The 23,024-nt window shown below is 63.0% G+C and carries 23 protein-coding genes; 14 read left to right on the plus strand and 9 right to left on the minus strand.

Annotated features, from left to right (window positions below):
- Nucleotides 1-2 precede the first annotated feature (2 nt).
- From MOV63_RS04210 to MOV63_RS04220, 3 genes are read left to right on the plus strand one after another with little or no spacing between them, the layout of a single operon-like run.
- Complete coding sequence (locus MOV63_RS04210; RefSeq protein ID WP_247031902.1) at nt 3-1,316, plus strand: TRAP transporter large permease; 1,314 nt, start codon at nt 3-5, stop codon at nt 1,314-1,316.
- A gap of 35 nt (nt 1,317-1,351) precedes the next feature.
- A complete protein-coding gene (locus tag MOV63_RS04215) occupies nt 1,352-2,332 on the plus strand; it encodes a TRAP transporter substrate-binding protein (protein ID WP_247031944.1) in 981 nt (326 codons plus the stop codon).
- Between the two features lie 56 nt (nt 2,333-2,388).
- Nucleotides 2,389-2,910 (plus strand): winged helix DNA-binding protein, encoded by a 522-nt coding sequence (locus tag MOV63_RS04220; protein ID WP_080719246.1) that lies wholly within the window; start codon nt 2,389-2,391, stop codon nt 2,908-2,910.
- On the opposite strand, the gene MOV63_RS04225 is transcribed toward MOV63_RS04220, so the two are convergent.
- Nucleotides 2,907-3,731 (minus strand): alpha/beta hydrolase, encoded by an 825-nt coding sequence (locus MOV63_RS04225; protein WP_247031904.1) that lies wholly within the window; start codon nt 3,729-3,731, stop codon nt 2,907-2,909. The genes MOV63_RS04220 and MOV63_RS04225 overlap by 4 nt on opposite strands.
- Before the next feature lie 205 nt (nt 3,732-3,936).
- Between MOV63_RS04225 and MOV63_RS04230 the strand changes: the two genes are divergently transcribed.
- From MOV63_RS04230 to MOV63_RS04265, 8 genes are all read left to right on the plus strand, one after another.
- Nucleotides 3,937-5,562 carry an AMP-binding protein gene (locus tag MOV63_RS04230; RefSeq protein WP_247031906.1) on the plus strand — a complete coding sequence of 542 codons (1,626 nt, stop codon included), beginning with the start codon at nt 3,937-3,939 and terminating at the stop codon, nt 5,560-5,562.
- Between the two features lie 142 nt (nt 5,563-5,704).
- Nucleotides 5,705-6,841, plus strand: a complete 1,137-nt coding sequence (locus MOV63_RS04235; RefSeq protein ID WP_038547751.1) for an ABC transporter substrate-binding protein — start codon at nt 5,705-5,707, stop codon at nt 6,839-6,841.
- Between the two features lie 9 nt (nt 6,842-6,850).
- Nucleotides 6,851-7,774, plus strand: coding sequence for a branched-chain amino acid ABC transporter permease (locus MOV63_RS04240; RefSeq protein WP_247031908.1), 924 nt, complete (start codon nt 6,851-6,853; stop codon nt 7,772-7,774).
- Between the two features lie 15 nt (nt 7,775-7,789).
- Nucleotides 7,790-8,767: a branched-chain amino acid ABC transporter permease gene (locus tag MOV63_RS04245; protein ID WP_405029298.1), complete on the plus strand. Its 978-nt coding sequence runs from the start codon at nt 7,790-7,792 to the stop codon at nt 8,765-8,767.
- Nucleotides 8,760-9,509: an ABC transporter ATP-binding protein gene (locus MOV63_RS04250; protein ID WP_247031910.1), complete on the plus strand. Its 750-nt coding sequence runs from the start codon at nt 8,760-8,762 to the stop codon at nt 9,507-9,509. Before MOV63_RS04245 ends, MOV63_RS04250 begins: the two co-directional genes overlap by 8 nt.
- A complete protein-coding gene (locus MOV63_RS04255; RefSeq protein ID WP_247031912.1) occupies nt 9,509-10,192 on the plus strand; it encodes an ABC transporter ATP-binding protein in 684 nt (227 codons plus the stop codon). The genes MOV63_RS04250 and MOV63_RS04255 overlap by 1 nt, the downstream gene beginning before the upstream one ends.
- A 2-nt stretch (nt 10,193-10,194) precedes the next feature.
- A complete protein-coding gene (locus MOV63_RS04260) occupies nt 10,195-10,707 on the plus strand; it encodes a MarR family winged helix-turn-helix transcriptional regulator (protein WP_037080105.1) in 513 nt (170 codons plus the stop codon).
- 39 nt (nt 10,708-10,746) lie between these two features.
- A complete protein-coding gene (locus tag MOV63_RS04265) occupies nt 10,747-11,676 on the plus strand; it encodes a glutaminase (RefSeq protein ID WP_247031914.1) in 930 nt (309 codons plus the stop codon).
- A 48-nt stretch (nt 11,677-11,724) separates the two neighbouring features.
- Here MOV63_RS04265 and MOV63_RS04270 read toward each other — a convergent pair whose 3' ends face one another.
- The 4 genes from MOV63_RS04270 to MOV63_RS04285 all read right to left on the minus strand — a co-directional run bounded on the left by MOV63_RS04270 (nt 11,725) and on the right by MOV63_RS04285 (nt 16,008).
- Nucleotides 11,725-13,242, minus strand: a complete 1,518-nt coding sequence (locus MOV63_RS04270; protein WP_247031916.1) for a tripartite tricarboxylate transporter permease — start codon at nt 13,240-13,242, stop codon at nt 11,725-11,727.
- Between the two features lie 22 nt (nt 13,243-13,264).
- Complete coding sequence (locus tag MOV63_RS04275; RefSeq protein WP_247031918.1) at nt 13,265-13,759, minus strand: tripartite tricarboxylate transporter TctB family protein; 495 nt, start codon at nt 13,757-13,759, stop codon at nt 13,265-13,267.
- Complete coding sequence (locus tag MOV63_RS04280) at nt 13,756-14,700, minus strand: tripartite tricarboxylate transporter substrate binding protein (protein WP_247031920.1); 945 nt, start codon at nt 14,698-14,700, stop codon at nt 13,756-13,758. The genes MOV63_RS04275 and MOV63_RS04280 overlap by 4 nt, the downstream gene beginning before the upstream one ends.
- Before the next feature lie 237 nt (nt 14,701-14,937).
- Entirely contained in the window at nt 14,938-16,008 is a 1,071-nt protein-coding gene (locus MOV63_RS04285) for an ABC transporter substrate-binding protein (RefSeq protein ID WP_247031921.1), read from the minus strand.
- Between the two features lie 182 nt (nt 16,009-16,190).
- Here MOV63_RS04285 and MOV63_RS04290 point away from each other — a divergent pair, with 182 nt between their 5' ends.
- From MOV63_RS04290 to MOV63_RS04300, 3 genes are all read left to right on the plus strand, one after another.
- Nucleotides 16,191-16,700, plus strand: coding sequence for a DUF1993 family protein (locus MOV63_RS04290; RefSeq protein WP_151045590.1), 510 nt, complete (start codon nt 16,191-16,193; stop codon nt 16,698-16,700).
- 70 nt (nt 16,701-16,770) lie between these two features.
- Nucleotides 16,771-17,448: a response regulator transcription factor gene (locus MOV63_RS04295; protein ID WP_247031923.1), complete on the plus strand. Its 678-nt coding sequence runs from the start codon at nt 16,771-16,773 to the stop codon at nt 17,446-17,448.
- Complete coding sequence (locus MOV63_RS04300) at nt 17,445-18,857, plus strand: sensor histidine kinase (RefSeq protein WP_247031925.1); 1,413 nt, start codon at nt 17,445-17,447, stop codon at nt 18,855-18,857. The genes MOV63_RS04295 and MOV63_RS04300 overlap by 4 nt, the downstream gene beginning before the upstream one ends.
- Before the next feature lie 178 nt (nt 18,858-19,035).
- Here MOV63_RS04300 and nagA read toward each other — a convergent pair whose 3' ends face one another.
- From nagA to MOV63_RS04320, 4 genes are read right to left on the minus strand one after another with little or no spacing between them, the layout of a single operon-like run.
- Nucleotides 19,036-20,196, minus strand: a complete 1,161-nt coding sequence (gene nagA, locus MOV63_RS04305) for an N-acetylglucosamine-6-phosphate deacetylase (RefSeq protein ID WP_247031927.1) — start codon at nt 20,194-20,196, stop codon at nt 19,036-19,038.
- Complete coding sequence (locus MOV63_RS04310) at nt 20,193-21,224, minus strand: SIS domain-containing protein (protein ID WP_247031929.1); 1,032 nt, start codon at nt 21,222-21,224, stop codon at nt 20,193-20,195. Before MOV63_RS04310 ends, nagA begins: the two co-directional genes overlap by 4 nt.
- A gap of 17 nt (nt 21,225-21,241) precedes the next feature.
- A complete protein-coding gene (locus tag MOV63_RS04315) occupies nt 21,242-22,006 on the minus strand; it encodes a GntR family transcriptional regulator (protein WP_038591998.1) in 765 nt (254 codons plus the stop codon).
- Entirely contained in the window at nt 22,003-22,890 is an 888-nt protein-coding gene (locus MOV63_RS04320) for an N-acetylglucosamine kinase (protein WP_247031931.1), read from the minus strand. Before MOV63_RS04320 ends, MOV63_RS04315 begins: the two co-directional genes overlap by 4 nt.
- Nucleotides 22,891-23,024 lie beyond the last annotated feature (134 nt).

A 23,024-nucleotide genomic window follows, 5' to 3' on the forward strand; every position in this document is an offset into this window, starting at 1 on the left:
CCATGAGCACGATCGAACTCGTTGAAATCGCCGGCGTCGTTCTCGTCGCCCTGTTTGCGCTGCTGGCAGGAGGCGTCTGGATCGGCATTTCGCTGCTGATCTGCGGCTTTATCGCCATGCTCTTCGTGCCGGGCATCCCGATCGGCGCCGTGCTCGCCACCAATTCCTGGAGCGGCGGCGCATCCTGGTCACTCGCGGCCCTGCCTCTGTTCGTGTGGATGGGCGAAATCCTGTTCCGCACCCGGCTTTCGGAAGAGATGTTCCGCGGCTTGGCTCCGTGGCTTGGCTGGCTACCCGGCCGTCTCATGCATGTCAACGTGATCGGCTGCGGCCTGTTCGGCTCGATCTCCGGCTCATCGGCCGCCACCACTGCCATGATCGCCAAGATCGCCCTGCCGGAATTGAAGAAGCGCGGTTATGACGAGATGGTCAGCCTCGGCTCTCTCGCCGGCGCCGGCACGCTCGGCATTCTCATCCCGCCGTCGATCACCATGGTCGTATATGCTGTCGCGGCGAATGTCTCGATCATCCAGATCTTCCTCGCCGGCTTCCTGCCGAGCGTCATCGTCATGGTGCTTTATTCCGGCTATATCATCGTCTGGTCGCTTCTGAACCCGGACAAGCAGCCGCCGGCACCGCCGAAGATGAGTCTCAGGGAGAAACTCAAGGAATCGGCCAATCTCATCCCCGTCACGCTGCTGATCGTCTTGGTCTTCGCGACGCTCATCCTCGGCTGGGCGACGGCGACGGAATGCGCCGCCTGGGGCGTGCTCGGTTCGCTTGCCATCGCTGCCTGGTCGCGGACGCTGACGATGAAAGCCTTCTGGGACAGCGTCATGGGCGCCACCCGGCTCACCTGCATGATCATGCTGATCCTGACCGGCGCCGGCTTCATGTCGATCGCCATGGGCTATACCGGCATTCCCAACGCGCTCGCTGCCTGGGTCGACAGCTTCAATCTCAGCCCCTACGCGCTGATCGCTGTACTGACGGTGATGTATATCCTGCTCGGCGCAGCACTCGACGGGTTGTCGATGATCGTGCTGACCACGGTCGTTGTCCTGCCGATGATCCAGCAGGCCGGTTTCGATCTTATCTGGTTCGGCATCTTCCTGGTGCTGATCGTCGAGATGGCGGAAGTCTCGCCGCCGGTTGGCTTCAACCTGTTCGTGCTGCAGACGATGAGCGGTCGCGACAGCCTGACCGTTGCCCGCGCCTCGCTTCCATTCTTCTTCCTGCTTGTGGCGACTGTCGCCATCATCACGGTCTTCCCGGAAATCGTGATGGTTCTGCCGAAAATGGCATTCCCGGGTTAATCAGAGTGAGAAAAAAGGGGACTGATATGAGGAAAATGCTTTTCAATCTCGTTCGCTCCGGCCTTGCCGGCGCAGCACTGCTCGCCGCCAGCGGCGCGGCCTTCGCCCAGACCGCCTGGGTCCTGCCGTCGGCCTATCCGCCGGCGAACTACCATGTCGAGAACCTGATGCAGTTCGCCAAGGACGTCGAAACGGCTTCAGCTGGCAAGCTGAAGATCACCGTTCATCCGAGCGCCTCGCTCTTCAAGGCGCCGGATATCAAGCGCGCGGTCCAGACTAGCCAGGCGCAGGCCGGCGAAGTGCTGATCTCGTTGCACGAGAACGAAAACCCGGTCTTCGGCATCGACGTCGTGCCGTTCCTGGCAACCAGCTTCGACGCATCGAAGAAGCTCTATGCTGCCTCGAAGCCGGCGATCGAAAAGGCGCTAGACGCCCAGGGACTCAAGCTCCTCTACGCAACGCCGTGGCCGCCCCAGGGCATCTTCACCAAAAAGGACGTCAACAGCACGGCGGATCTCAAGGGCCTGAAATGGCGCGCCTATAACGTCGGCACGTCGCGCATCGCCGATCTCGTCGGCGCCCAGCCGGTGACCGTCCAGGCAGCCGAACTGCCGCAGGCTCTCGCAACCGGCGTCGTCGACGGCTTGATGACCTCGAGCGCAACCGGCGTCGATAGCAAGATCTGGGAATCGCTGACCCACTATTACGACACCCAGGCCTGGATCCCGAAGAACGTCATCTTCGTCAACAAGGCCGCCTTCGCAGCACTCGATCCGGCCGTCCAGAAGGCCGTCACCGATGCAGCGGCTGCCGCTGAAACCCGCGGCTGGGCGCTCGGTGCCGAAAAGACCGCCGCCTACATGGAAACCCTCAAGAAGAACGGCATGAAAGTTCTCGAACCGAGCGCCGATCTGAAGAAGGGCCTGGCCGATGTCGGCTCCAAGCTGACCGAGGACTGGTCGAAGAAGGCCGGCGCTGATGGCGCCGCCATTCTGGACGCCTACAAGAAGATGTGATTTGAGGGGCGCCGCAGGCATCCGCCTGCGGCGCGCTCGTCCCGGGAGGAGAAATCATGGCATCGGAAAAGAGTGAATTCGGCCCGATCGTATCCTCCGGGCACTTGGCGAGCGGCGCATTGCCGGCGCTGTCCGAGATCGAGTTCGGCATGATCATGCTGAACCACGCCTTCAGCCGCTGGATGGTCCGGTGTATGTCGGCGGCCGGCGTGCCGGATCTGTCGCCGATCGATATCCTCGTGCTGCACAATATCAACAGCCGCAACAAGGCAAAGACGCTGGCCGATATCGCGCTCGTCCTCAACATAGAGGACACGCATGTGGTGACCTACGCGCTGAAGAAGCTCGAGCGGCTGAAACTGATCAAATCCGGCCGCCGCGGCAAGGAAAAGCTGGTCATGGTGACGGATGCGGGCGCCGAAGCCTGCAGGCGTTATGCGGCGGTGCGCGAGGAACTGCTGGTCAAGTCGGTGCTTGCGACCGAGGTGTCGGGCGAAACCCTGTCGGCCATGGCAGCCCGCCTGCGTGCGTTGTCCGGCCACTACGACCAGGCGGCCCGCGCCGCCGCGTCGCTTTAGGAAAACAGCGCATCCATCAGCGGATGGGCGGGGTCCGCCATGCCGTCGAGGATGGTGAAGTGATGCCTATCCGGCTCCTCGACAGCCTCCGTCTCGGCGCCCAGCCCCTTCCAGATGCTCGCAAGTAGCGCGTTTTGACGGATGAACTCGGCGCGCTCGCCGGCTCCCACCCAGCAGGTCACCCGCGCACCCGGTAGCGGCTCCAGCAAGGCAGGGCTCTCCGATTGCGCTTCCTCGGCGTCGATACGCTGTTTTTCGTTCATCTTCGTCTTCATGATCGGCCGCAGATCGTGCACGCCGGACAGTGAAACCGTATTGGCGATGCGGCTGCGCACTGCTTCCGGCAGCGGTGAGGTGGCTGAGATCATCCGCGTCACCAGATGCCCGCCCGCCGAGTGGCCGATCAGCCGGATCGGTCCATTGACTTTAGCTGCCGCCGCTTCGATCGCCTTGCCGATTTCCACAGTGATGCCGGAAATGCGGTTTTCCGGGGCCAATGTGTACATCGGCATGGCGACGGCATATCCGCGCTGCACCGAACCCTTGGCGAACTGCGACCAGTAGCTGTTGTCGAGGCCGATCCAGAAGCCGCCGTGGACAAAAACCACAAGGCCGGCCGGTTCGGTTTCGGGCAGGAAAAGGTCGAAGCGGTTGCGCGGTCTTTCGCCATAGGAAAGACCGAGCTTGGCGCGGCCCGCTGCGAAAAGCGTCTCGCGAAAAAGTCGTGCCGGCTCCACCCATGCTGCCGGCCAACGGTCGCCCTGGGGAATGTTGATGCCGTTGGCATAGGCATTGTCCCAGTCGCTAATCCGATGACGCATCTTCACTTTCCCTTCGATAAGGCCTGATTTCGAGCGTCATACTGGCACCGCATCGGCCCGCTTGGAAGCCGCTCAAGCGCCAAAAATGGCGGTCGCGGAAAATTATTACAAACTTAAAATTTCTCTCTTGCAACCGAGGGAAAGCAGTGCTTTTCTGAATGAAAGGCAAAAAGCCGCTCGATAAAAAACGCTTGGGAACGAAAATATGCTGGGACCGTCAGGCCATCTGGATACGTTTGCCCGCGACAATCTTCCGCCGCCAGACCAGTGGCCGGAAATCAGGCTTGATGGCTTCGATTATCCGGAATGGATGAATGCGGGCGTCGAACTCACCGACCGCATGGTCGAGCGCGGCTTCGGCGACAACACAGCGCTCATCGGCAACGGCCGCCGCCGCACCTACAAAGAACTATCTGACTGGACGAACCGCATCGCGCGTGCGCTGACCGAGGATTACGGCCTGAAGCCCGGCAACCGGGTGTTGATCCGCTCCGCCAACAACCCAGCCATGGTCGCCTGCTGGCTGGCCGCGACCAAGGCCGGCGCGGTGGTCGTCAATACGATGCCGATGCTGCGATCCGGCGAACTTTCCAAGATCATCGACAAGGCGGAAATTTCGATCGCGCTCTGCGATACGCGGCTCATGGACGAACTGGTCGCCTGCGCCAAGGAAAGCCGGTTCCTGAAACAGGTGATCGGCTTCGACGGCACCGCCAATCATGACGCCGAGCTCGATCGGGCGGCGCTGAACAAGCCGGTGCGTTTCGAAGCGGTGAAAACCGGCCGCGACGACGTCGCCCTGCTCGGTTTCACCTCCGGCTCCACGGGCGTGCCGAAGGCCACCGTGCATTTCCACCGCGATATCCTGATCATCGCCGATGCCTACGCGAAGGAAGTGCTGGACGTGACGCCGGACGACGTGTTTGTCGGTTCACCGCCGCTCGCCTTCACCTTCGGGCTCGGTGGCCTCGCGGTCTTCCCGCTGCGTTTCGGCGCGGCTGCGACCCTTCTGGAGCAGGCCACGCCCGCGAAGATGATCGAGATCATCGAGACCTACAAGGCGACGATCAGCTTCACCGCGCCGACCGCATACCGCGCCATGCTGGCGGCGATGGATGCCGGCGCCGATCTCTCGTCGCTGCGCATCGCCGTTTCCGCCGGCGAGACCTTGCCCGGTCCGGTCTTCGACGAGTGGGTCAAGAAGACCGGCAAGCCGATCCTCGACGGCATCGGTGCCACCGAGATGCTGCATATCTTCATCTCCAACCGTCTCGGCGATTCAAAGCCGGCCAGCACCGGCAAGCCGCTCACCGGCTACGAGGCGATCGTTGTCGACGACGACATGAACGAGGTGCCGCGCGGCACGATCGGCAAGCTGGCGGTCAAGGGACCGATCGGTTGCCGTTACCTCGCCGACGACCGCCAGAAGGACTACGTCAACGACGGCTGGAACCTGACGGGCGACAGTTTCGTCGAGGACGATGACGGTTACTTCCACTTCGCCGCCCGTTCCGACGACATGATCGTTTCGGCCGGCTACAACATCGCCGGTCCCGAGGTCGAGGCGGCCCTCCTCAAGCACGAGGCGGTACTCGAATGCGCCGTGATCGGCGTGTCGGACGAGGCGCGCGGCACGATCGTCGAGGCGCATGTGGTTCTGGCGAAGGGCGCCGAACCAGGCGAACTGATGGTCAAGCTCCTGCAGGATCACGTGAAGGCGGTCATCGCCCCTTACAAATATCCGCGTTCGATCGTGTTCACCGACGCGCTGCCGAAGACGGAATCCGGAAAGATCCAGCGCTTCCGCCTGAAGCAGAAGCCCTCGGCTTAACCATGGCGATTGGCGGTTGAATTTCGCCTGACATGTAGAGTGGAAGTTTCCACGCAAATGTGGAAGACAAAGAAGACCCGGCGGATGTCCAAGTCCGTCGAAGGCATCGGGAACAACACAAAAACAAACGGGAGTTCGTCACATGAAGAAAATGCTTGCTGCTGCCACTTTGGCGCTGAGCATGAGCACCACCGGCATGGCTTTCGCCGAGCCGCTGAAGATCGGCATGATCACCACGCTTTCGGGTGGTGGCGCCGGCCTCGGCATCGATACGCGCGACGGCTTCATGCTGGCAATCAAGAACGCCGGCAACAAGGACATCACAGTCGTTACCGAAGACGATGCGCAGAAGCCGGAACTGGCCGTGCAGATCGCCGACAAGATGATCCAGAGCGACAAGGTCGATATCCTGACCGGCATCGTCTGGTCGAACCTGCTGATGGCCGTTGCCCCGAGTGCGGTGGCACAGGGCAAGTTCTACGTGTCGACCAATGCGGCGCCTGCAGCGCTTGCCGGCGCCAACTGCAACAAGCTCTATTTCAACGCCGCCTACCAGAACGACAACCTTCATGAAGCCATGGGCGAATATGCCAACAAGGGCTACAAGAAGATGTTCATCCTCGCCCCGAACTATCCGGCCGGCAAGGATTCGCTGACCGGTTTCAAGCGTTATTACAAGGGTCAGCTCGCAGCCGAGGTCTACACCCAGGTCGGCCAGACCGACTATGCTGCCGAAATCGCCCAGATGCGCGCCTCCGGCGCCGACGGCATCTTCGTCTTCCTGCCCGGCGGCATGGGCATCGCCTTCATGAAGCAGTTCGCCCAGTCAGGCGTCAAAATTCCGGTCATGGGCCCGGGCTTCTCCTTCAGCCAGGACGTTTTGCCGGCAATCGGCGATGCGGCGGTCGGCGCCAAGGCGTCCGGTCAGTGGGCCCCGGACTTCGACAACGCAGCAAGCAAGAAGTTCCTGGCGGATTTCCAGAAGGAATATAACCGCCTGCCGTCCATCTATGCCGTCCAGGCCTATGACGCAGCCCAGCTCATCGTTGCCGCAGCGTCCAAGGCCAGCGTCAAGAATGCCGATGCGTTCGGCGCCGAACTGAAGAAGGCCGACATCCAGTCCCCACGTGGAAAATTCAAGTTCAACACCAACCAGCATCCGATCCAGGACATCTACCTGACGGAAGTGGTGAAGCAGAACGGCGTTATCACCAATAAGACGGTGGAGAAGATCTTCGCCGATCACGGCGATGCCTATGCCAAAGACTGCAAGATCTAAGGTCATCCCGTGACTTTGGCACTTGCTCTCGAGCAGTTGCTCAACGGCCTGCAGCTCGGCGTCATGTTGTTTCTCATGGCAGCCGGGCTGACGCTGATCTTCGGCGTCATGGGCCTGATCAACCTCGCTCACGGCTCGCTCTACATGGTCGGCGCATTCGCCTGCGCCACCGTGGCGGCGTGGACCGGCTCGTTCTGGATCGGATTGATCGCCAGCCTCGCCGCGGCCGCCGCCGCCGGCGCGATCGTCGAACTCGTGGTAATCCGCAGGCTCTACGATCGCGATCACCTCGACCAGGTGCTCGCCACCTTCGCGCTGATCCTGATGTTTTCGGAAGGCACACGCTGGCTGTTCGGCTCCTTCCCGCTCTATCTCGATATCCCACCGCTTCTGCAGGGCGCCGTCGCGTTGCCGGGCGGCACGGAATATCCGGTCTACCGTCTGGCGATCATCCTCGCCGGCGCGATCGTCGCGTTCGGCCTCTATCTGCTGATCTCCCGGACCCGCCTCGGCATGCGCATCCGCGCCGGCGAAAGCGACCGCGAGATGATCGGTGCTTTAGGCGTCGATATCCGCACGCTCTATACGGTCGTCTTCGCGCTCGGCGCGGCACTCGCTGGTTTTGCCGGCGCCATGGTCGGGGCACTGCAGTCGGTGCAGGTCGGCATGGGCGAGCCGGTGCTGATCCTCGCCTTCGTGGTCATCGTCATCGGCGGCATCGGCTCGATCAAGGGCGCGCTTCTCGGTGCGCTGCTGGTCGGGGTTACCGATACGATGGGGCGTTTCCTGTTGCCGAAGATCCTGGCGCTGTTCGTCGCCCCGGCCCAGGCCGGCATGATCGGCGGCGCTGCGGCCTCGATGCTGATCTATATCGTCATGGCGGTCATTCTTGCGGTCAAACCGCGCGGCCTCTTCCCCGCGGCGCATGCGTGAGGCCCCTGGTTTAAGATGATCCTGACCCGCGAAAACCTCATCAACTTCATTCTGGCGGCAATGCTGCTCGCCGTGCCCTTTGCGGCGAACGCGCTAGGCCAGCCATTCTACAGCACACTGGCGACCCGCATCGCCATCCTCGCGCTTGCTGCGACTGGCCTCAATCTGGCGCTCGGCCTCGGCGGTCTCGTCTCGTTCGGCCACGCGGCCTTCTTCGGAATCGGCGGTTATGTCGCCGGCATCCTGGCCGCTCACGCCTTTTCCGGCGATCCGCTGCTGTTCGGCCTTTCCGGCTCGAAGCAGATGTGGGTGATCTGGATCGTTGCCGTGATCGTCTCGGGACTCGTCGGCCTGGCGATCGGCGCGATCAGCCTTCGCACCTCGGGCGTCTATTTCATCATGATCACGCTCGCATTCGCGCAGATGGTCTATTATTTCGCGATCTCCTGGCCCGCCTATGGCGGCGAGGACGGCCTGTCGATCCTCGTCAGGAACCAGTTTCCGGGCGTCAACACCATGCGGCCGCTGACCTTCTTCCTGATCTGCTACGTTGTCCTGCTGCTGGCGCTCAGCCTCTTCGCGCTGATTCGCGCCTCGCGTTTCGGCACGGCGCTGCAGGCGGCGCGGCAGAACGAGGTGCGTGTCGCGACCGTCGGCATCCAGCCCTACCGCATCCGGCTGACCGGCTTTGCGATCTCGGCGGCGGTCACTGGCCTTGCCGGCGCCCTGTTTGCCGATCTCAACCGCTTCGTCAGCCCGTCCATGCTCTCCTGGCACATGTCGGGCGAACTGATCGTGCTGATCATCCTCGGCGGCACCGGCCGGCTGTTCGGGCCGCTCGCGGGTGCGGCACTCTACGTCATCTTCGAATTTGCGCTCGGCGGCCTCACCGAGCGCTGGCAGTTCTTCCTCGGCCTCATCCTCCTTGTCGTCGTACTGTTTGCGCGCGGCGGTCTTCTGGGCCTGCTTGCCGGAAAGGCCAAACATGGTTGAGCCGGTTCTCCAGATCTCCAATCTCGTCAAGAATTTCGGCGCGCTCCGGGCCACAGATGGCGTGACGCTCGACCTGCGTCCCGGCGAAATTCACGCCCTGATCGGCCCGAACGGCGCCGGCAAGTCGACGCTCATCCACCAGATCTGCGGCACGCTCCGGCAGGATAGCGGCTCGATCCGTTTTGCCGGGCAGGATATCGGCTCGCTCGGGGTTGCCGACCGCGCCCGCCTTGGGCTTGGCCGCACCTTCCAGGTCTCGTCGATCGCGCCGGATTTCTCGGGCCTGCGCAATGTCATGCTGGCGGTGCAGGCAAAGCAGGGCTCGAGTTTCCGTTTCTTCAAGCCCGTCATGCGCGACATGTCACTGATCAACACAGCGATGGCCATGCTGGAGCGCGTCGGCTTGACGGCCCGCGCCCGCATCCCTGCCGCCGAGCTTTCCCATGGCGAACGCCGGCAGCTCGAAATCGCCATGGCGCTGGCGCTCGGCTCGAAAGCCTTCCTGCTCGACGAGCCGATGGCCGGCATGGGGCCGGAAGGTTCCAAATCGCTGACCCGCTTCCTCGATACGCTGCGGCAGGAAGCGCCGATCCTGCTGGTCGAGCACGACATGGATGCGGTTTTCGCACTCGCCGACCGGATTTCGGTGCTCGTCTACGGCCGCATCATTGCGACCGGCACGGTGGAGGAGATCCGCCGCGATCCTACGGTGCGCACCGCCTATCTCGGAGACCACGCCTGATGCTGCTCGATGTAACAAAGATCGAAGCATTTTATGGCGCCAGCCAAGCATTGTTCGGCGTTAACCTCGCAGTCGCCGAAGGCGAGGCCGTCGCCCTCATGGGCCGCAACGGCATGGGCAAGACGACGACGATTCGGGCCATCTGCAACCTCAATCCGCCACGTGTCGGTGCGGTGAAGATCGGCGGCACGGATACCAAGGGCAAGCGGCCGCACCATGTCGCCAGGCTCGGCATCGGCCTGGTGCCGGAAGGCCGCCGTTGTTTCCCGAACCTGACTGTCCATGAAAATCTGGTCGCTGCCGCACGACCCGGCCAATGGACTCTGGAACGCGTCAACGAACTGTTCCCCCGGCTTGAGGAGCGGCATGCCCAAATGGCAAGATCGCTGTCGGGGGGCGAGCAGCAGATGCTGGCGATCGGCCGCGCCCTGATGACCAATCCGCGGCTTCTCATTCTCGACGAGGCGACCGAAGGCCTTGCCCCGGTCATTCGCCAGGATATCTGGAAGGCGATCCGGCGGCTGAAAGCCGAAGGCCTGTCCATTCTCGTGGTGGATAAGACGCTTTCGGAGCTTTTGCCGGTTGCGGACCGCTGTGTCATCCTTGAAAACGGAAGAAGCGCCTGGAGCGGCAGGCCCGCGGACCTGACGACGGAACTGCAGGATCGATATCTCGGGGTATAGGCATGGAAGCGGAAGCGGCAAGCGCCGACCTGGAACTGATCGCCCATGGCCCGCATGGGAAGAACAAGCCTGAGACGCGGCTCTGGCTGCGCATGCTTTCGACCACCAAGCTGATCACCACGGAAATCCGCCGCCGGCTTCGCACCGAGTTTGGTGCAACGCTTCCCCAGTTCGATCTGATGGCGCAGCTCTATCGCGAAGCGGATGGCTTGAGGCTCGGCGAGCTTTCCAAGCGCACCATGGTGACGAACGGCAATGTGACCGGCCTGGTGGAGCGGCTGGAGACGGACGGTTTCGTGCAGCGGGTCACGCCGGATGGAGACCGTCGCGTCACCGTCGCCAAGCTGACGCCCGCCGGTACCGAGCTTTTTGTCGCCATGGCGGCCGCTCACGAAGGCTGGCTGCGCGACATCATGGCCGATGTCGACCCGGCGATGATCGCCTCATTGTGGTCGGAGATCGGCGCGGTGAAAGCTTCCGCCAGCAACCACCTTTCCGGCAGCGCCTTCGAATAGTAAGGCTCGTCTCCGGGCGCAACAATTCGGGGTTAGGAAATGGCAGACCTGCAGGCGATCGTCGACGAGATCCATGACAAGCTGACGCCGCGTCTGGGCGAAGGCAAGGTGGCCGACTACATCCCGCAGCTCGCCCATGTCGATCCGAAGAAGTTCGGGATGGCGATCATCGATGTCGACGGCAAGGTCTTCAAGGCCGGCGATTGCGATGAACCTTTCTCGATCCAGAGCGTCTCGAAGGTCTTCACGCTGACGCTGGCGCTCGGCAAGCATGGCGAGACCACCTGGAACCGCGTCGGCCGCGAGCCCTCCGGCTCCGCCTTCAATTCGATTGTCCAGCTCGAGCACGAGGAAGGCAAGCCGCGCAACCCGTTCATCAATGCCGGCGCCATCGCCGTCAGCGATCTCGTCCTTGCCGGACACACGCCGCGCGAGGCGATCGGCGAGATCGTCCGTTTCGTGCGTTACCTGGCGGATGACGATTCGATCGCCATCGATCCGGAAGTGGCGAAGTCGGAGCAGGCGACGGGTTTCCGCAATTTCGCGCTCGCCAATTTCATGCGCTCCTTCGGCAAGCTCGATCATCCGGTCGAGCATGTCCTCGGCGTCTATTTCCACCACTGCGCGCTGGCGATGACCTGTACCCAGCTTGCCAAGTCGGCCCTTTTCCTCGCCGCATCGGGCCGCAATCCGCTGACCGGGCACACGGTAGTCTCGAAGCAGCGGGCAAGGCGCATCAATGCACTGATGCTGACCTGCGGCCATTACGATGGATCGGGTGATTTCGCCTACCGTGTCGGCCTGCCCGGCAAGAGCGGGGTCGGCGGTGGCATCATGGCGGTAGCGCCGGGCAAGGCCTCCGTCGCCGTCTGGTCGCCGGGCCTCAATCACAACGGCAATTCGCTGCTTGGTTCGCTGGCGCTGGAAATGCTGGCCACCAGAACCGGCTGGTCGGTGTTCGGCCAATAAAAAAAGCCCGGCCGGAGCCGAGCTTTCAGTCTGCTGGCAGCGTTATGATCAGTCTTCGCTGGCTGCCATCTGCGAAAGAGCATCGCCGCGTCCCCGTGCGCGCAGGACGAGCGGCAGGATGAGGGCAAGTGCTGCCACGCCCAGCAGCACGGCGGCGATCGGCGAGGTGACCAGCACCGTCACGTCACCCTGGCTGATGGCGAGGGCTCGGCGGAGCTGCTGTTCGGCAAGCGGGCCGAGAATGAGGCCGACGATAACAGGCGCAATCGGATAATCGAAGACGCGCATGATGTAGGCGACCAGCCCGAAGACCAGCAGCATGCCGAGTTCGAAGACCGACGGGTTGGCGCCGATCGTGCCGAGGGTGGCGAACACGAGGATGCCCGCGTAGAGCCACGGCTTCGGAATGGTCAGCAGCTTCACCCACAGGCCAACCAGCGGCAGGTTGAGCACCAGCAGCATCAGGTTGGCGATCAGCAGCGAGGCGATCAGGCCCCAGACGAGCTGCGGGTTGGTCGCAAACAGAAGCGGGCCGGGCTGCAGTCCGTATTGCTGGAAGCCTGCGAGCATGATCGCCGCGGTCGCCGAAGTCGGCAGCCCGAGGGTCAGGAGCGGCACCAGCGTGCCGGCGGCGGACGCGTTGTTGGCCGCTTCCGGACCGGCGACGCCTTCGATCGCGCCATTGCCGAATTCTTCCGGGTGCTTGGAAAGCCGCTTTTCGGTTGCATAGGAGAGGAAAGTGCCGATCTCGGCACCCCCCGCCGGCATCGCGCCGATCGGGAAGCCGATCACGGTACCACGCAGCCAGGCTTTCCAGGAACGCGCCCAGTCCTGCGGCGTCATCCAGACCGAGCCCTTGATCGCCTCGATCCTGTCCGGTGCGGATGCGCCCTGGGCGGCGATATAGAGTGTCTCGCCGATCGCGAACATGGCGACAGCCATCGTGGTCACCTCGACGCCGTCGAGCAGGTCCGGCACGCCGAAGGAGAGCCGGTTCTGACCGGTCAGCTGGTCGATGCCGACGAGCGACAGGGCAAGGCCGATGAACAGCGAGGTGAGGCCCCGCAGCGTCGAACTGCCGAAGGCCGAGGAGACGGTGACGAAGGCCAGAACCATCAGCGCGAAATATTCGCGCGGACCGAAGACCAGTGCCAGCTTGACGATGTAGGGGGCGATGAAGGCAAGCGCCAAGGTGGCGATCAGGCCGGCGACGAACGATCCGATCGCCGCCGTCGCAAGAGCCGGGCCACCGCGTCCTGCCCGGGCCATCTTGTTGCCTTCGAGCGCGGTGACGATCGAGGCGCTTTCACCCGGCGTGTTGAGGAGTATCGACGTCGTCGAGCCGCCATACATGCCGCCGTAATAGATGCCGGCAAACATGATCAGCGAGCCGGTCGCATCCAGCTGGTAGGTGACCGGCAGAAGCAGGGCGACCGTCGTTGCCGGACCGATGCCGGGGAGTACGCCCACCGCGGTGCCGAGCGTCACGCCGATCAGCGCGTAAAAGAGGTTCATCGGCTCCATTGCCGATACGAGCCCCTGGAGAAGAAATTCGAATGTGGTCATGATCTTGCTCTCAAGGGTCGCATCACTGGATGAGGTGTTCCAGCGGGCCTGCCGGAAGCGAAAGTTGCAGAACGCCGGCAAACAGCCACCAGATGGCGAGACAGATGACGATGCCGGCCGGAATGCTGATCCACAGCCTGCGGGCGCCGAAACCTGCCGCCGCAAGGCCGAAAAGCGTGCCCGTGGCGATCGAGAACCCGGCGATCCGGATGAGGATCATCTGCGCCAGCAGTCCGGCGACGACCCACGCGACAGGTCCAAGCTCCTGTTTTTCCCGCGCCGGAAAATCGCGGCGAAAGGCGGCGAAGACGGTCCAGACGGCAAGTCCGATCAGCGCAAAGGCGATCCAGTCCGGAACGGTGGCCGGGCCGACTTGGCTATAGCCGCCCATATCCCTCAGCCGCGAGACGTCGAGGAAGATGACGACAGCGACAGCGACGAGGATGGCGGCAATAACAAGCGCCGCCCAATCGGGGCGGCGCTGCTCGGTGGTCGTTTTGTTGTTGTCGAGGCTCATTTGACCAGTCCGATGTCCTTCAGGATGGTTTCAGTGGCAGCGATGTCCTTGGCGAGCTGGGCGTCGAATTCCGGGCCGGAGAGATAAGTGTCGATCCAGCCCTTGGTCTTCAGGTTGTCCTGCCAGGTCTTGGACTTGGCGAGCTTTTCGACGTCGGCGGTCACAGCCTTCTTCTGCTCGGGGGTCAGGCCGGGAGCGGCGGCGACCATGCGCCAGTTCTGGATAACGACGTCAAGACCGCCTTCCTTCAGTGTCGGGGCATTGATGCCTTCGACCTTCTTTTCGGAGGAGATGGCGAGGAGGCGAAGCGTGCCGGCCTTGATCTGGCCTTCGAACTCGCCGTAGGACGAGATGCCGGCCGTTACCTGGCCGCCAAGGATGGCGGCGAGTGCTTCACCGCCGCCGGAAAACGCGATGTAGTTGACCTTCGTCGGATCAACACCGGCAGCCTTGGCGATCAAACCGGCCGTGATGTGGTCCGTACCGCCGGCCGAACCGCCGCCCCAGGAAACCGAACCCGGATTTGCCTTCAGCTTGGCGGTCAGATCGGCAACCGACTTGATGTCGGAAGAAGCCGGAACGACGATGACTTCGTATTCGCCGGTCAGGCGGGCGATCGGGGTAACGTCCTTCAGCGTGACCGGGGACTTGTTGGTAAGGATCGCACCGACCATGACGTAACCGCCGACCATCAAGGCGTTCGGATTGCCCTTCTGTTGGCTGGCGAACTGGGCGATGCCGATCGTGCCGCCGGCGCCGGGAACGTTCATGACCTGCACCTTGCTGGAGATCTTCTCAGTCTGCAAAGCGGTCTGCATGGTCCGGGCGGTCTGGTCCCAGCCGCCGCCGGGGGCGGCTGGCGCCATGATCGAATAGTCGGCCGCGGCGGCCGGAAGTGCGGTTGCGCCCGCGAGAAGGGAAGCAAGCAAGAAATGTTTCAAGGGTCGATCCTCCGTTGGCGTCTTGATCCGACGCGAAATGCTTGTTTTGGCGAAACGAGGGAGATTGAAGCGGAAAGCGAGAATCGCTCGTCCGATGTCCTCCCATCGTGAATCGGATCCCCGCCTCCACGGGGCCGAATGCCCTAAGCCAGCATATCAAGCTGACATTTACCTGACATCTTTCGCGGACTTGCGATTTGGCAAGGGGTTTCGGCCCGCAGCCGCCGAATTTTGTGACTATTGCAGCCGAAGGACTTCGTTCCAGCGGGAAATCAGTCGTGCTCGCTTCACCTGGTCGAGATAAACCATCAGCCCGAGGCTGACCGGAACCGGCTTCAATTGTCCGCCCAACATCTCCCGCAGCGTCGTGGCGGTGTTATTGCCGGCGACTTCCGGGCTGACGGCCGGGATCTGCAGTTCGCGGGCCATGATTGTCTGGCCTTCCTTCGACATGAAGAATTCGAGGTAACGTTTGCCGAGATCCGGCGCGGCGGCGGCCTGCGGCACCAGGCCGATGCGCGACATCACGACGGTATAATCCTTCGGTAGCACGATCCCGACATCCGGGTGACGGGAAGCCCAGTCGGCGGCATAGGAACCGAGAATGTTGTAGCCGAGCAGGAACCGTCCGTCGGCGACGCGCTCCAGGATCGCCTGGCTGGTCGAATAGAGTTTCACGCCCGCAGCACCCATTGCCCGGATCACCGACCAGATATCGCCGAACTGCTCCTGGTCGCGCGCCATGAACAGGAAACCGACGCCGGACCGCTCGATGTCGTAGGTGCCGATCCGACCGTAGACGGCATCGCCCCGCTTCTGCAGGAATTCGACCAGTTCCGCCCGGGTCGAGGGCGGTGGGGAATCCTTAAAACTCGGCTTGTGATAGACGAACACGGCCGGTTCGAAAGTCAGCGCATAGGCCGTATTGCGCCAGTTGGCCCAGCCCGGCCATTGCCCGCTCATCGGCAGATCGCTGCGCTGGGCGTAGCCGTCATTGGCGAGCTTCACCTGCAGGTCCATGGCGGAGGAAAATGCAAAGTCGGCGGTCTTGTTGCCGGCATCGGTTTCGCCCACGATCCGGTCGTAGATCTCGCCCGTCAGCATATCCTCGTAGCGCACCGCGACATCTGGATTGGCCGTCTGGAAGCCGGCTATCATCGGCTTGGCGAGCGGCTCGTCGAGCGACGAATAGACCGTCAGCATGGGTGCATCGTCCTGCCCGGAGAGCGCCCGGAACAGCGTCGTGTCTGCCGCTGCAAAGCTGGGCCAAAGGGCAAGACAGAGGAGTAGGAAAAGCAGCCTTTTCATGTGGCCACAATGCCCCACTGCAACGGCCGCGACAAGCCAACCGGAACTCCGTAACATTCCCGCCACAGGGACCCCGATGCAACCGTCCGCCAGCTTGTTTTCCGATGTCACGTCATTACCTGTGGGCGGTCTTTTCGCGCCGGAAGTCCCGGTGTCTTGTCAGCAACCAAAGGTCTCGCCCCATGTCGCTTACGCTCTACGATGTCACAGTGCCGGTCTTCATCCGCGCTTTCGGCAACCTCACGGAAATCCTGAAAAAGGGCGAAGCTTTCGCCGATGAAAAGGGCATCGCCCACAAGGAACTGCTGGAGACCCGCCTGGTCGATGACATGTACCCGCTGATCTCCCAGATCCAGCGCGCCAGCGACACCGCGAAATTCGTGCCGGTCCGCGTCGGGCAGATCGAGAATATCCCGATGGCCGACGAAGAAGTTACTTTCGCCGACCTGCATGCCCGGATCGAAAAGACCGTGGCCTTCCTCAACAGCGTCGATCCGGCCACCATGGTCAATCGCGAGGATGCCGAGGTGATCGTCAAGACCCGCAGCGGCGAAACGAAGTTCACCGGCAAGAGCTATGTCCTCGGCTTCGCGCTGCCGAATTTCTATTTCCACGTCACCACGGCCTACGCCATCCTGCGCCACAAGGGCGTTCCGATCGGCAAGATGGATTATATCGGCCGTTCGCAGTAATACGGCGCCAGCGCCTCAGTGACATCGCCGCTTCCGCGTTTATAATCATCTGCGGAAGCGGGGAGATTTCGTGCGTATTCTTCTGGTCGAGGACAATCAGACGCTGGCCGAGGGGCTGTCGACGATCCTGCGCGGCAGCGGTTATGCGGTCGACGCGGTCGCCGACGGCGCTTCGGCGGAAGCAGTCGCCGCCGCCGAAACTTATGACCTCGTCATCCTCGACCTGAATCTGCCGGAAATGGACGGGCTCGACGTGCTGCGCGCCATGCGGGCCAGGGCGAACAAGGCCGCCGTGATGATCCTGACCGCCCGCGGCACGCCCGAGGAGCGGGTGAAGGGGCTCGATCTCGGCGCCGACGACTATATGATCAAGCCTTTCGACATTTCGGAATTCGAGGCGCGCATCCGCGTGCTGCTGCGCCGTCAGGCGGGCCTCAGAAGCTCGATCGTCAACTACGGCGGCGTCACCTTCGACTTGAATTCGCGGACCTTTTCGAGCCAGGGTGTGACCCTCGACCTCCCCGCACGCGAGGTGGCGCTTCTGGAACTGCTTTTCCTGCGCGCCGGCAAGGTGGTCTCCAAGGACGCGATCATGGCATCGCTGACTGGCTTCGACGACGATCTGTCCGCCAATGCCATCGAGCAATATGTGAGTCGCCTGCGCCGGCGTCTCGCCCCGCACGGGCTCACGGTGAAGACCGCTCGCGGCATCGGGTACTATCTCGAAACCACGGCGCCGACCGCATGACATCCGTCTCCCACGGAGCCCAACCCGTCCCGCCGATTGCCGCCTATTCCCTGCGCCGCCGGTTGCTCGCCTGGCTTCTCGTCTCGACGGCGGTGATCGGCACGGTCGCCATGGCCGACACCTGGGACGAAGCGATCGATACCGCGAACGAGGTGTCCGACCGAGTGCTCGCCGGCTCCGCACTGGCGATCGCCGAGCGGGTGATCGTCGCCGAAGACGGCACGCTGGAAGTCGACATTCCCTATGTGGCCCTGGAAATGCTGACCTCGGCGGCCCAGGACCGCGTCTTCTACCGCGTCGACGGGCCGCCCGGAAAATTCATCACCGGCTACCAGACGCTGCCGTCGATCCCCCGCCGCGAGGGCCAAGCGGCCGCCTTCGAGAACGCCACGTTCCGCGGCGAGCCGATCCGCGTGGCCGCCCTTGCCCGCTCCGCCTCGACCGGCATCAATTCCGTGCCGTTTACAGTGACAGTTGCGGAAACCACCATCGCCCGCCAGCAACTGACCCAGACGATCCTGATCCGCTCGGCGCTGCGCCTGCTGTTCATGATCGTCGGTGCTGCGATCATCGTCTGGGTGGCGGTAACGCTTTCGCTCCGGCCGCTCTACCGGTTCAGCGAGGCGATCGCCGAACGCAGCCCGGACGACCTTCACCCGATCAGCGAGCGGGTGCCGAACGAGGTGCAGGGACTTGTCGACACGGTTAATTCCTTCATGGTGCGGCTGGAAAGCGCGCTTGAGGCATTACGTCATTTCACCGGCAATGCCAGTCATCAGCTGCGCACGCCGCTCGCCATCATTCGCACTCAGCTGGCACTCGCCGACCGCGCCACGGAACTTGGCGAGGTGAAGGAGGCTGCCCGCAAGGCGGACGAGGCGGTCGCGGATGCCGAGCGTATTATTGCTCAGCTTCTCCTGATGGCGAAGATCGATGCGGCCACGCGCTCGGCCTCGATGCAGCGCATCGACCTGACTGCGTTGGCGCGCGGTGCGACGGCCGACAATGTGCCGCTTGGCGCCGATGCCGGTATCGATCTCGGTTTCGAGGGGGAGGGGGAAATCATGATCTCTGCCGAGCCGCTGCTGATCGGCGAACTGATGAAGAACCTGATCGGCAATGCGCTGCTCTATGCGGGAAACGGCGCCGAGGTGACCGTCCGTGTCACGCCGGAAAACGGCATTGCGGTTCTCGAAGTGGAAGACGACGGCCCGGGCATCCCGCCTGAGAAACGAGCTTCGGTGCTCAAGCGCTTTGATCGCGGCGACCGCTCCGATAAACTGGGCACCGGCCTCGGCCTGCCGATCGTCGAGGAGATCGCCCGCCTGCACGGGGCGGAGATGATCCTTGCGGAGGGTCGCAAGGGCAGGGGTTTAAAGGTCGAGATACGGTTTTCCGTAGCCGGCTAACTTCTCAAAGCATTGGCGAGGCAATTGCCCCTCATCCGCCCTGCCGGGCACCTTCTCCCCGTTAAAACGGGGAGAAGAGATTTGTGGCACTGTCGGCGCTCCAGCGTCCTTCGCCCCGCGTGCGGGGAGAAGGTCCCGGCAGGGGGATGAGGGGCAACGTCCGGTGCTGGCCTTACACCTATTCCTGATGAACCTTCGTTCCACCGATCCAGGTGCTCTTCATGCCGAGGTCGTTGGTGAGAACCACAAAATCCGCATCGAAGCCGGGCTTCAGCGCCCCCTTGCGGTCGGCAACATAGGCTGCCTCCGCCGGATAGGCGGATGCCATGCGCAAAGCCTCCTCGATCGGCAGGTCGAGCGCCTCATGCGCAAACCGGACTGAAGAGATCATGTCGATATCGGCGCCGGCGAGCGTGCCGTCGGCGAGCGTCAGGCGCCCGTCCTTGCGCAGGATCTCGCGGCCGTTCAGCGTAAAACTCTTCATGTCGGTGCCGATGGTCGACATCGCGTCGGTGACGATGAAGATCTTGCCGGGTCCGTTCTTGGCCCGCAGCGCGACGCCCATCGCGGCCGGATGCACATGGATGCCGTCGGCAATGATCCCGACATAGAGCGAGCCAATATCGAGTGCAGCGCCGACGACGCCCGGCTGGCGGTGGCCGAGCGGGCTCATGGCGTTGAACAGATGGGTAACGGTGCGAACGCCGGCCTCCGCATAGGCCCTGGCGGACTCGTAAGTCGTGTCGGTATGGCCGAGGCTCACCATGAAGCCGGCCTGCGCCAGCCGTGCCGCCTGCTCCACCGTCACGTTTTCCGGCGCGATGGTGATCATCATCGCATCGAACACTCCTTTGCAGGAGAGCATCAGTTCGATGTCCTTCTCCTCCATCGGCCGGATCAGGTTCGGGTCATGCGCACCCTTGCGCGCGATCGAAAGATGCGGACCTTCGAGATGCAGGCCGAGGAAACCCGGTATGCCTTCCGCCTTCGCCTGCTTGCCGGCCTCGACCGCCCTGGACGTGATCTCGTAGGTGTCGGTGATCAGCGTCGGCAGTAGTGAGGTGGTGCCGAATTTCGCATGCGCGGCGCAGATCTGCCTGAGACCGGCGACAGTCGGCTCCTCGTTCAACAACACACCGCCGCCGCCATTCACTTGCAGGTCGATGAAGCCGGGCACGATCAGCCCGCCTCCGGCGTCGATCTTCTCAATGCCTTCCGGCAGTTTGGCGGTGGAGTCGATCGCCTCGATCCTGCCATTCGCAAAAACGAGCGCAGCATCCTCATGCCAGAAGGTGCCGTCGAAAATACGGGCGCCAGTAATCGCCTTTCGCGTGCTCATAGCGTCTCTGTCACCTTCTTGAGTGCGACAGGCGCATCCGGATTGAAGCCCTTGGCGCGCGACCAGGCTTCGACGAAACCGTAGAAGGGCAGGATGAGCGTCAGCGCGTCGGTGATCGGATGGCCGGTCGCGACGAAGGGCAGCCTGCGGGCGTCCTTGACCTTGTCTGAGGTCGCAAACGCGAGAGCCCCCTTGGCCGCCAGGCTATCGGCGATCTCTATCGCCGAAGCTTCCGCCGCATCGCGTGCCGCGAAGGTGACGACCGGGAAACGCTTTTCGACCAGCGCCACCGGACCATGCAGCACTTCTGCCGCCGAATAGGCCTCCGCATGCATGTTGGAGGTTTCCTTGAACTTCAACGCCGCCTCGCTGGCGATGGCCAATGCCGGGCCGCGGCCGAGCATGTAGAGCGATTCCGCATCGCCGAGCTCGTTGGCAAGCACGCTCCAGTCGAGCTTGACTGCCTTTTCGAAATGCTCCGGCAGGTCGCGAATGGCGGCTTTCAGCGCCTCGTCGCCGACCCACTCCGACAGCAGCGCAAGGCCTGCGACGATCGAGTTGACGAAGGATTTGGTTGCTGCGACGGCGAGTTCGGGTCCGGCATTGATGTTGATCGCATAAGCGGAAGCGCTGGCGATCGGCGAGGGGAGCGTATTGGTGAGCGCCACGGTGACGGCGCCGGCCTTGGTCGCGGCCTCTGCCATCGCGACGATATCCGGGCTCTTGCCGGATTGGGAAATGGCGATTGCCGCACCGCCGTCGAGCTTCAGCCTGGCGCCATAGATCGAGGCAAGCGATGGCCCGAGCGAGGCGACCGGTCGGCCGGCGGTGAGTTCGACCGCATATTTGATGAAGGTCGCCGCATGGTCGGAGGAGCCGCGTGCAATAGTGATCAGAAAGGCCGGGTCCTTTTCGCGCAGCGCGCGGCCGGCTGCGGCAAGCTCGGTCGCCGAACCGTCGAGCAGGCGGGCCGCCGCTTCCGGAATCTCGTCGATCTCTTTGCGCATGTTCGTCATATTGGTCAGCATAACATCGTCCTCGAAGGTCAGTTTTCGCCGAGCGAGAGCTCGGCCACGAAATCATAGGCGTCGCCGCGATAGAGCGAACGGGTCAGCTCCACCACACGGCCGGAGGCCAGATAGGAAACCCGCTCGATCGAAAGCCCGGCGGAACCGACCGGCACGGCCAGCAGCCCGGCATCCGGGTTCTTCATATTGCAGGCGGATATCCGCTGTATGGCGCGCACCGGCCTGGCGTCCTTTTTCCCGAGCTCCGCATAGAGCGAATTGGTCACCGCCGAAGGATCGGGCAGGAAATTGGCCGAAATGCTGGCGCGTTCGATCGCAAGCGGCATGTCGTTGCCAAGGCGCAGGCGCCCGAGCCGCGCAACCTTCTCTCCTGGCGCAAGGCCAAGCATCATCATCTCCTCGGGGGAAGGGTGGAAAAGCCCGCGCTCCAGCCATTCGGACCTTGTCACCAGCCCACGCCGCGCCATGTCCTCGGTGAACGACGTGAGGCGGGTCAGCGGCTGCTCGACGCGCGACATCGGCTTGACCACGAAAGTGCCGGAGCCGTGCTTGCGGGTCAGCAACCCGTCCTTGACGAGATCGTCGACGGCCTTGCGCACGGTGACGCGGCTGACCTGGGCGTAGTCGGCAAGATCGCGCTCGGCGGGCAGGGCGTCGCCATGGCCGAGCTTGCCGGTGCGGATCGCATCTTCGAGGCTCTGGCGCAGCTTTCGGTAAAGCGGCCCGGTGCCGGCCGATTGCAGGCCGTCGAGCGGCAGGATGGCGGCGAGCGTCTGGTTCATGCGCGAAGCTCCGCCCGCGCGCCATAGGTCTTGACGGCAAGCGCCACTGCCCCGGTCAGCGCATCGGCAAGCGGTTCGGACAGCCGGGCGCGATGCCGTTCGGCCAGATATTCAGGATAGAGGGGGGCAAGACCGCCGAGCAGGCAGAGCCGGCCTTTCGTCCCGGTGATCCCGTTCACAGCATCGAGCGCCTCGTCGATGCCGGCTGCCCCGGTCTTGAGGATGCGGATTGCCGCCTCGTCGCCCTGCCGCGCGAAATCAAACACTTTAGGCGTATGACGCCCAAAATCTCCGGGTTTCGCCAATCGCGCAAAATCGACGACCTTTTCCGGATTGTCATCGAACTCGGCGAGGATGGCCTTCGAAAGGCCGGACATCGGATGGATGTTGTCGTAGGCGAGCAGGCTTTCCTGCAGGGCGAGTTGGCCGAGCCGTGCTCCACTGCCGAGATCGCTCACCTGGAAACCCCAGCCGGCGACCGAATGAAGCCGGCCTTGGTGCCGGGCGATATAGACCGTCCCGGTGCCGACGATGCCGATCGCCCCGTCCTCGTCACCAATCGCGCCCTGAAGCGCGATCACGCCATCGGAAACGATGTCCGATTGCCTGAAAGGCAGCCGTGCCTGCACATAACTCACCGCATCGCCGACATTGTTGCCGGCAAGGCCGAGCACGGCGGACGTGGCGGAAAGACCGGGCTCCAGCCCGGCTTCGGCAAAGGCGAGGCGGGAGGCCTCGGCGATATGTTTCAGGGCGGTATCGGGGTCAGTCAGGATATTGGAGGCGCCGCTCTTGCCGCGGCCGAGAATCCTGCCGTTTTTGTCGGCCAGGGCCGCACGGCAACTTGTCCCGCCGCCATCGATTCCGATAAAATAGTCCGCCATGGGTACCTCCGGGGTAAATAATACCAAAAAAGTACCAATAACCAAGCGTGATTTCAAAAATCCCAAGCAGCAGGTTTCATATATTTGAAAATATTGCCATATTTCCCCTATGTTTGGCAGAAATTATCGATCCA

This window comes from Neorhizobium sp. SHOUNA12A, from assembly GCF_023006505.1.
Lineage (GTDB): Bacteria > Pseudomonadota > Alphaproteobacteria > Rhizobiales > Rhizobiaceae > Neorhizobium.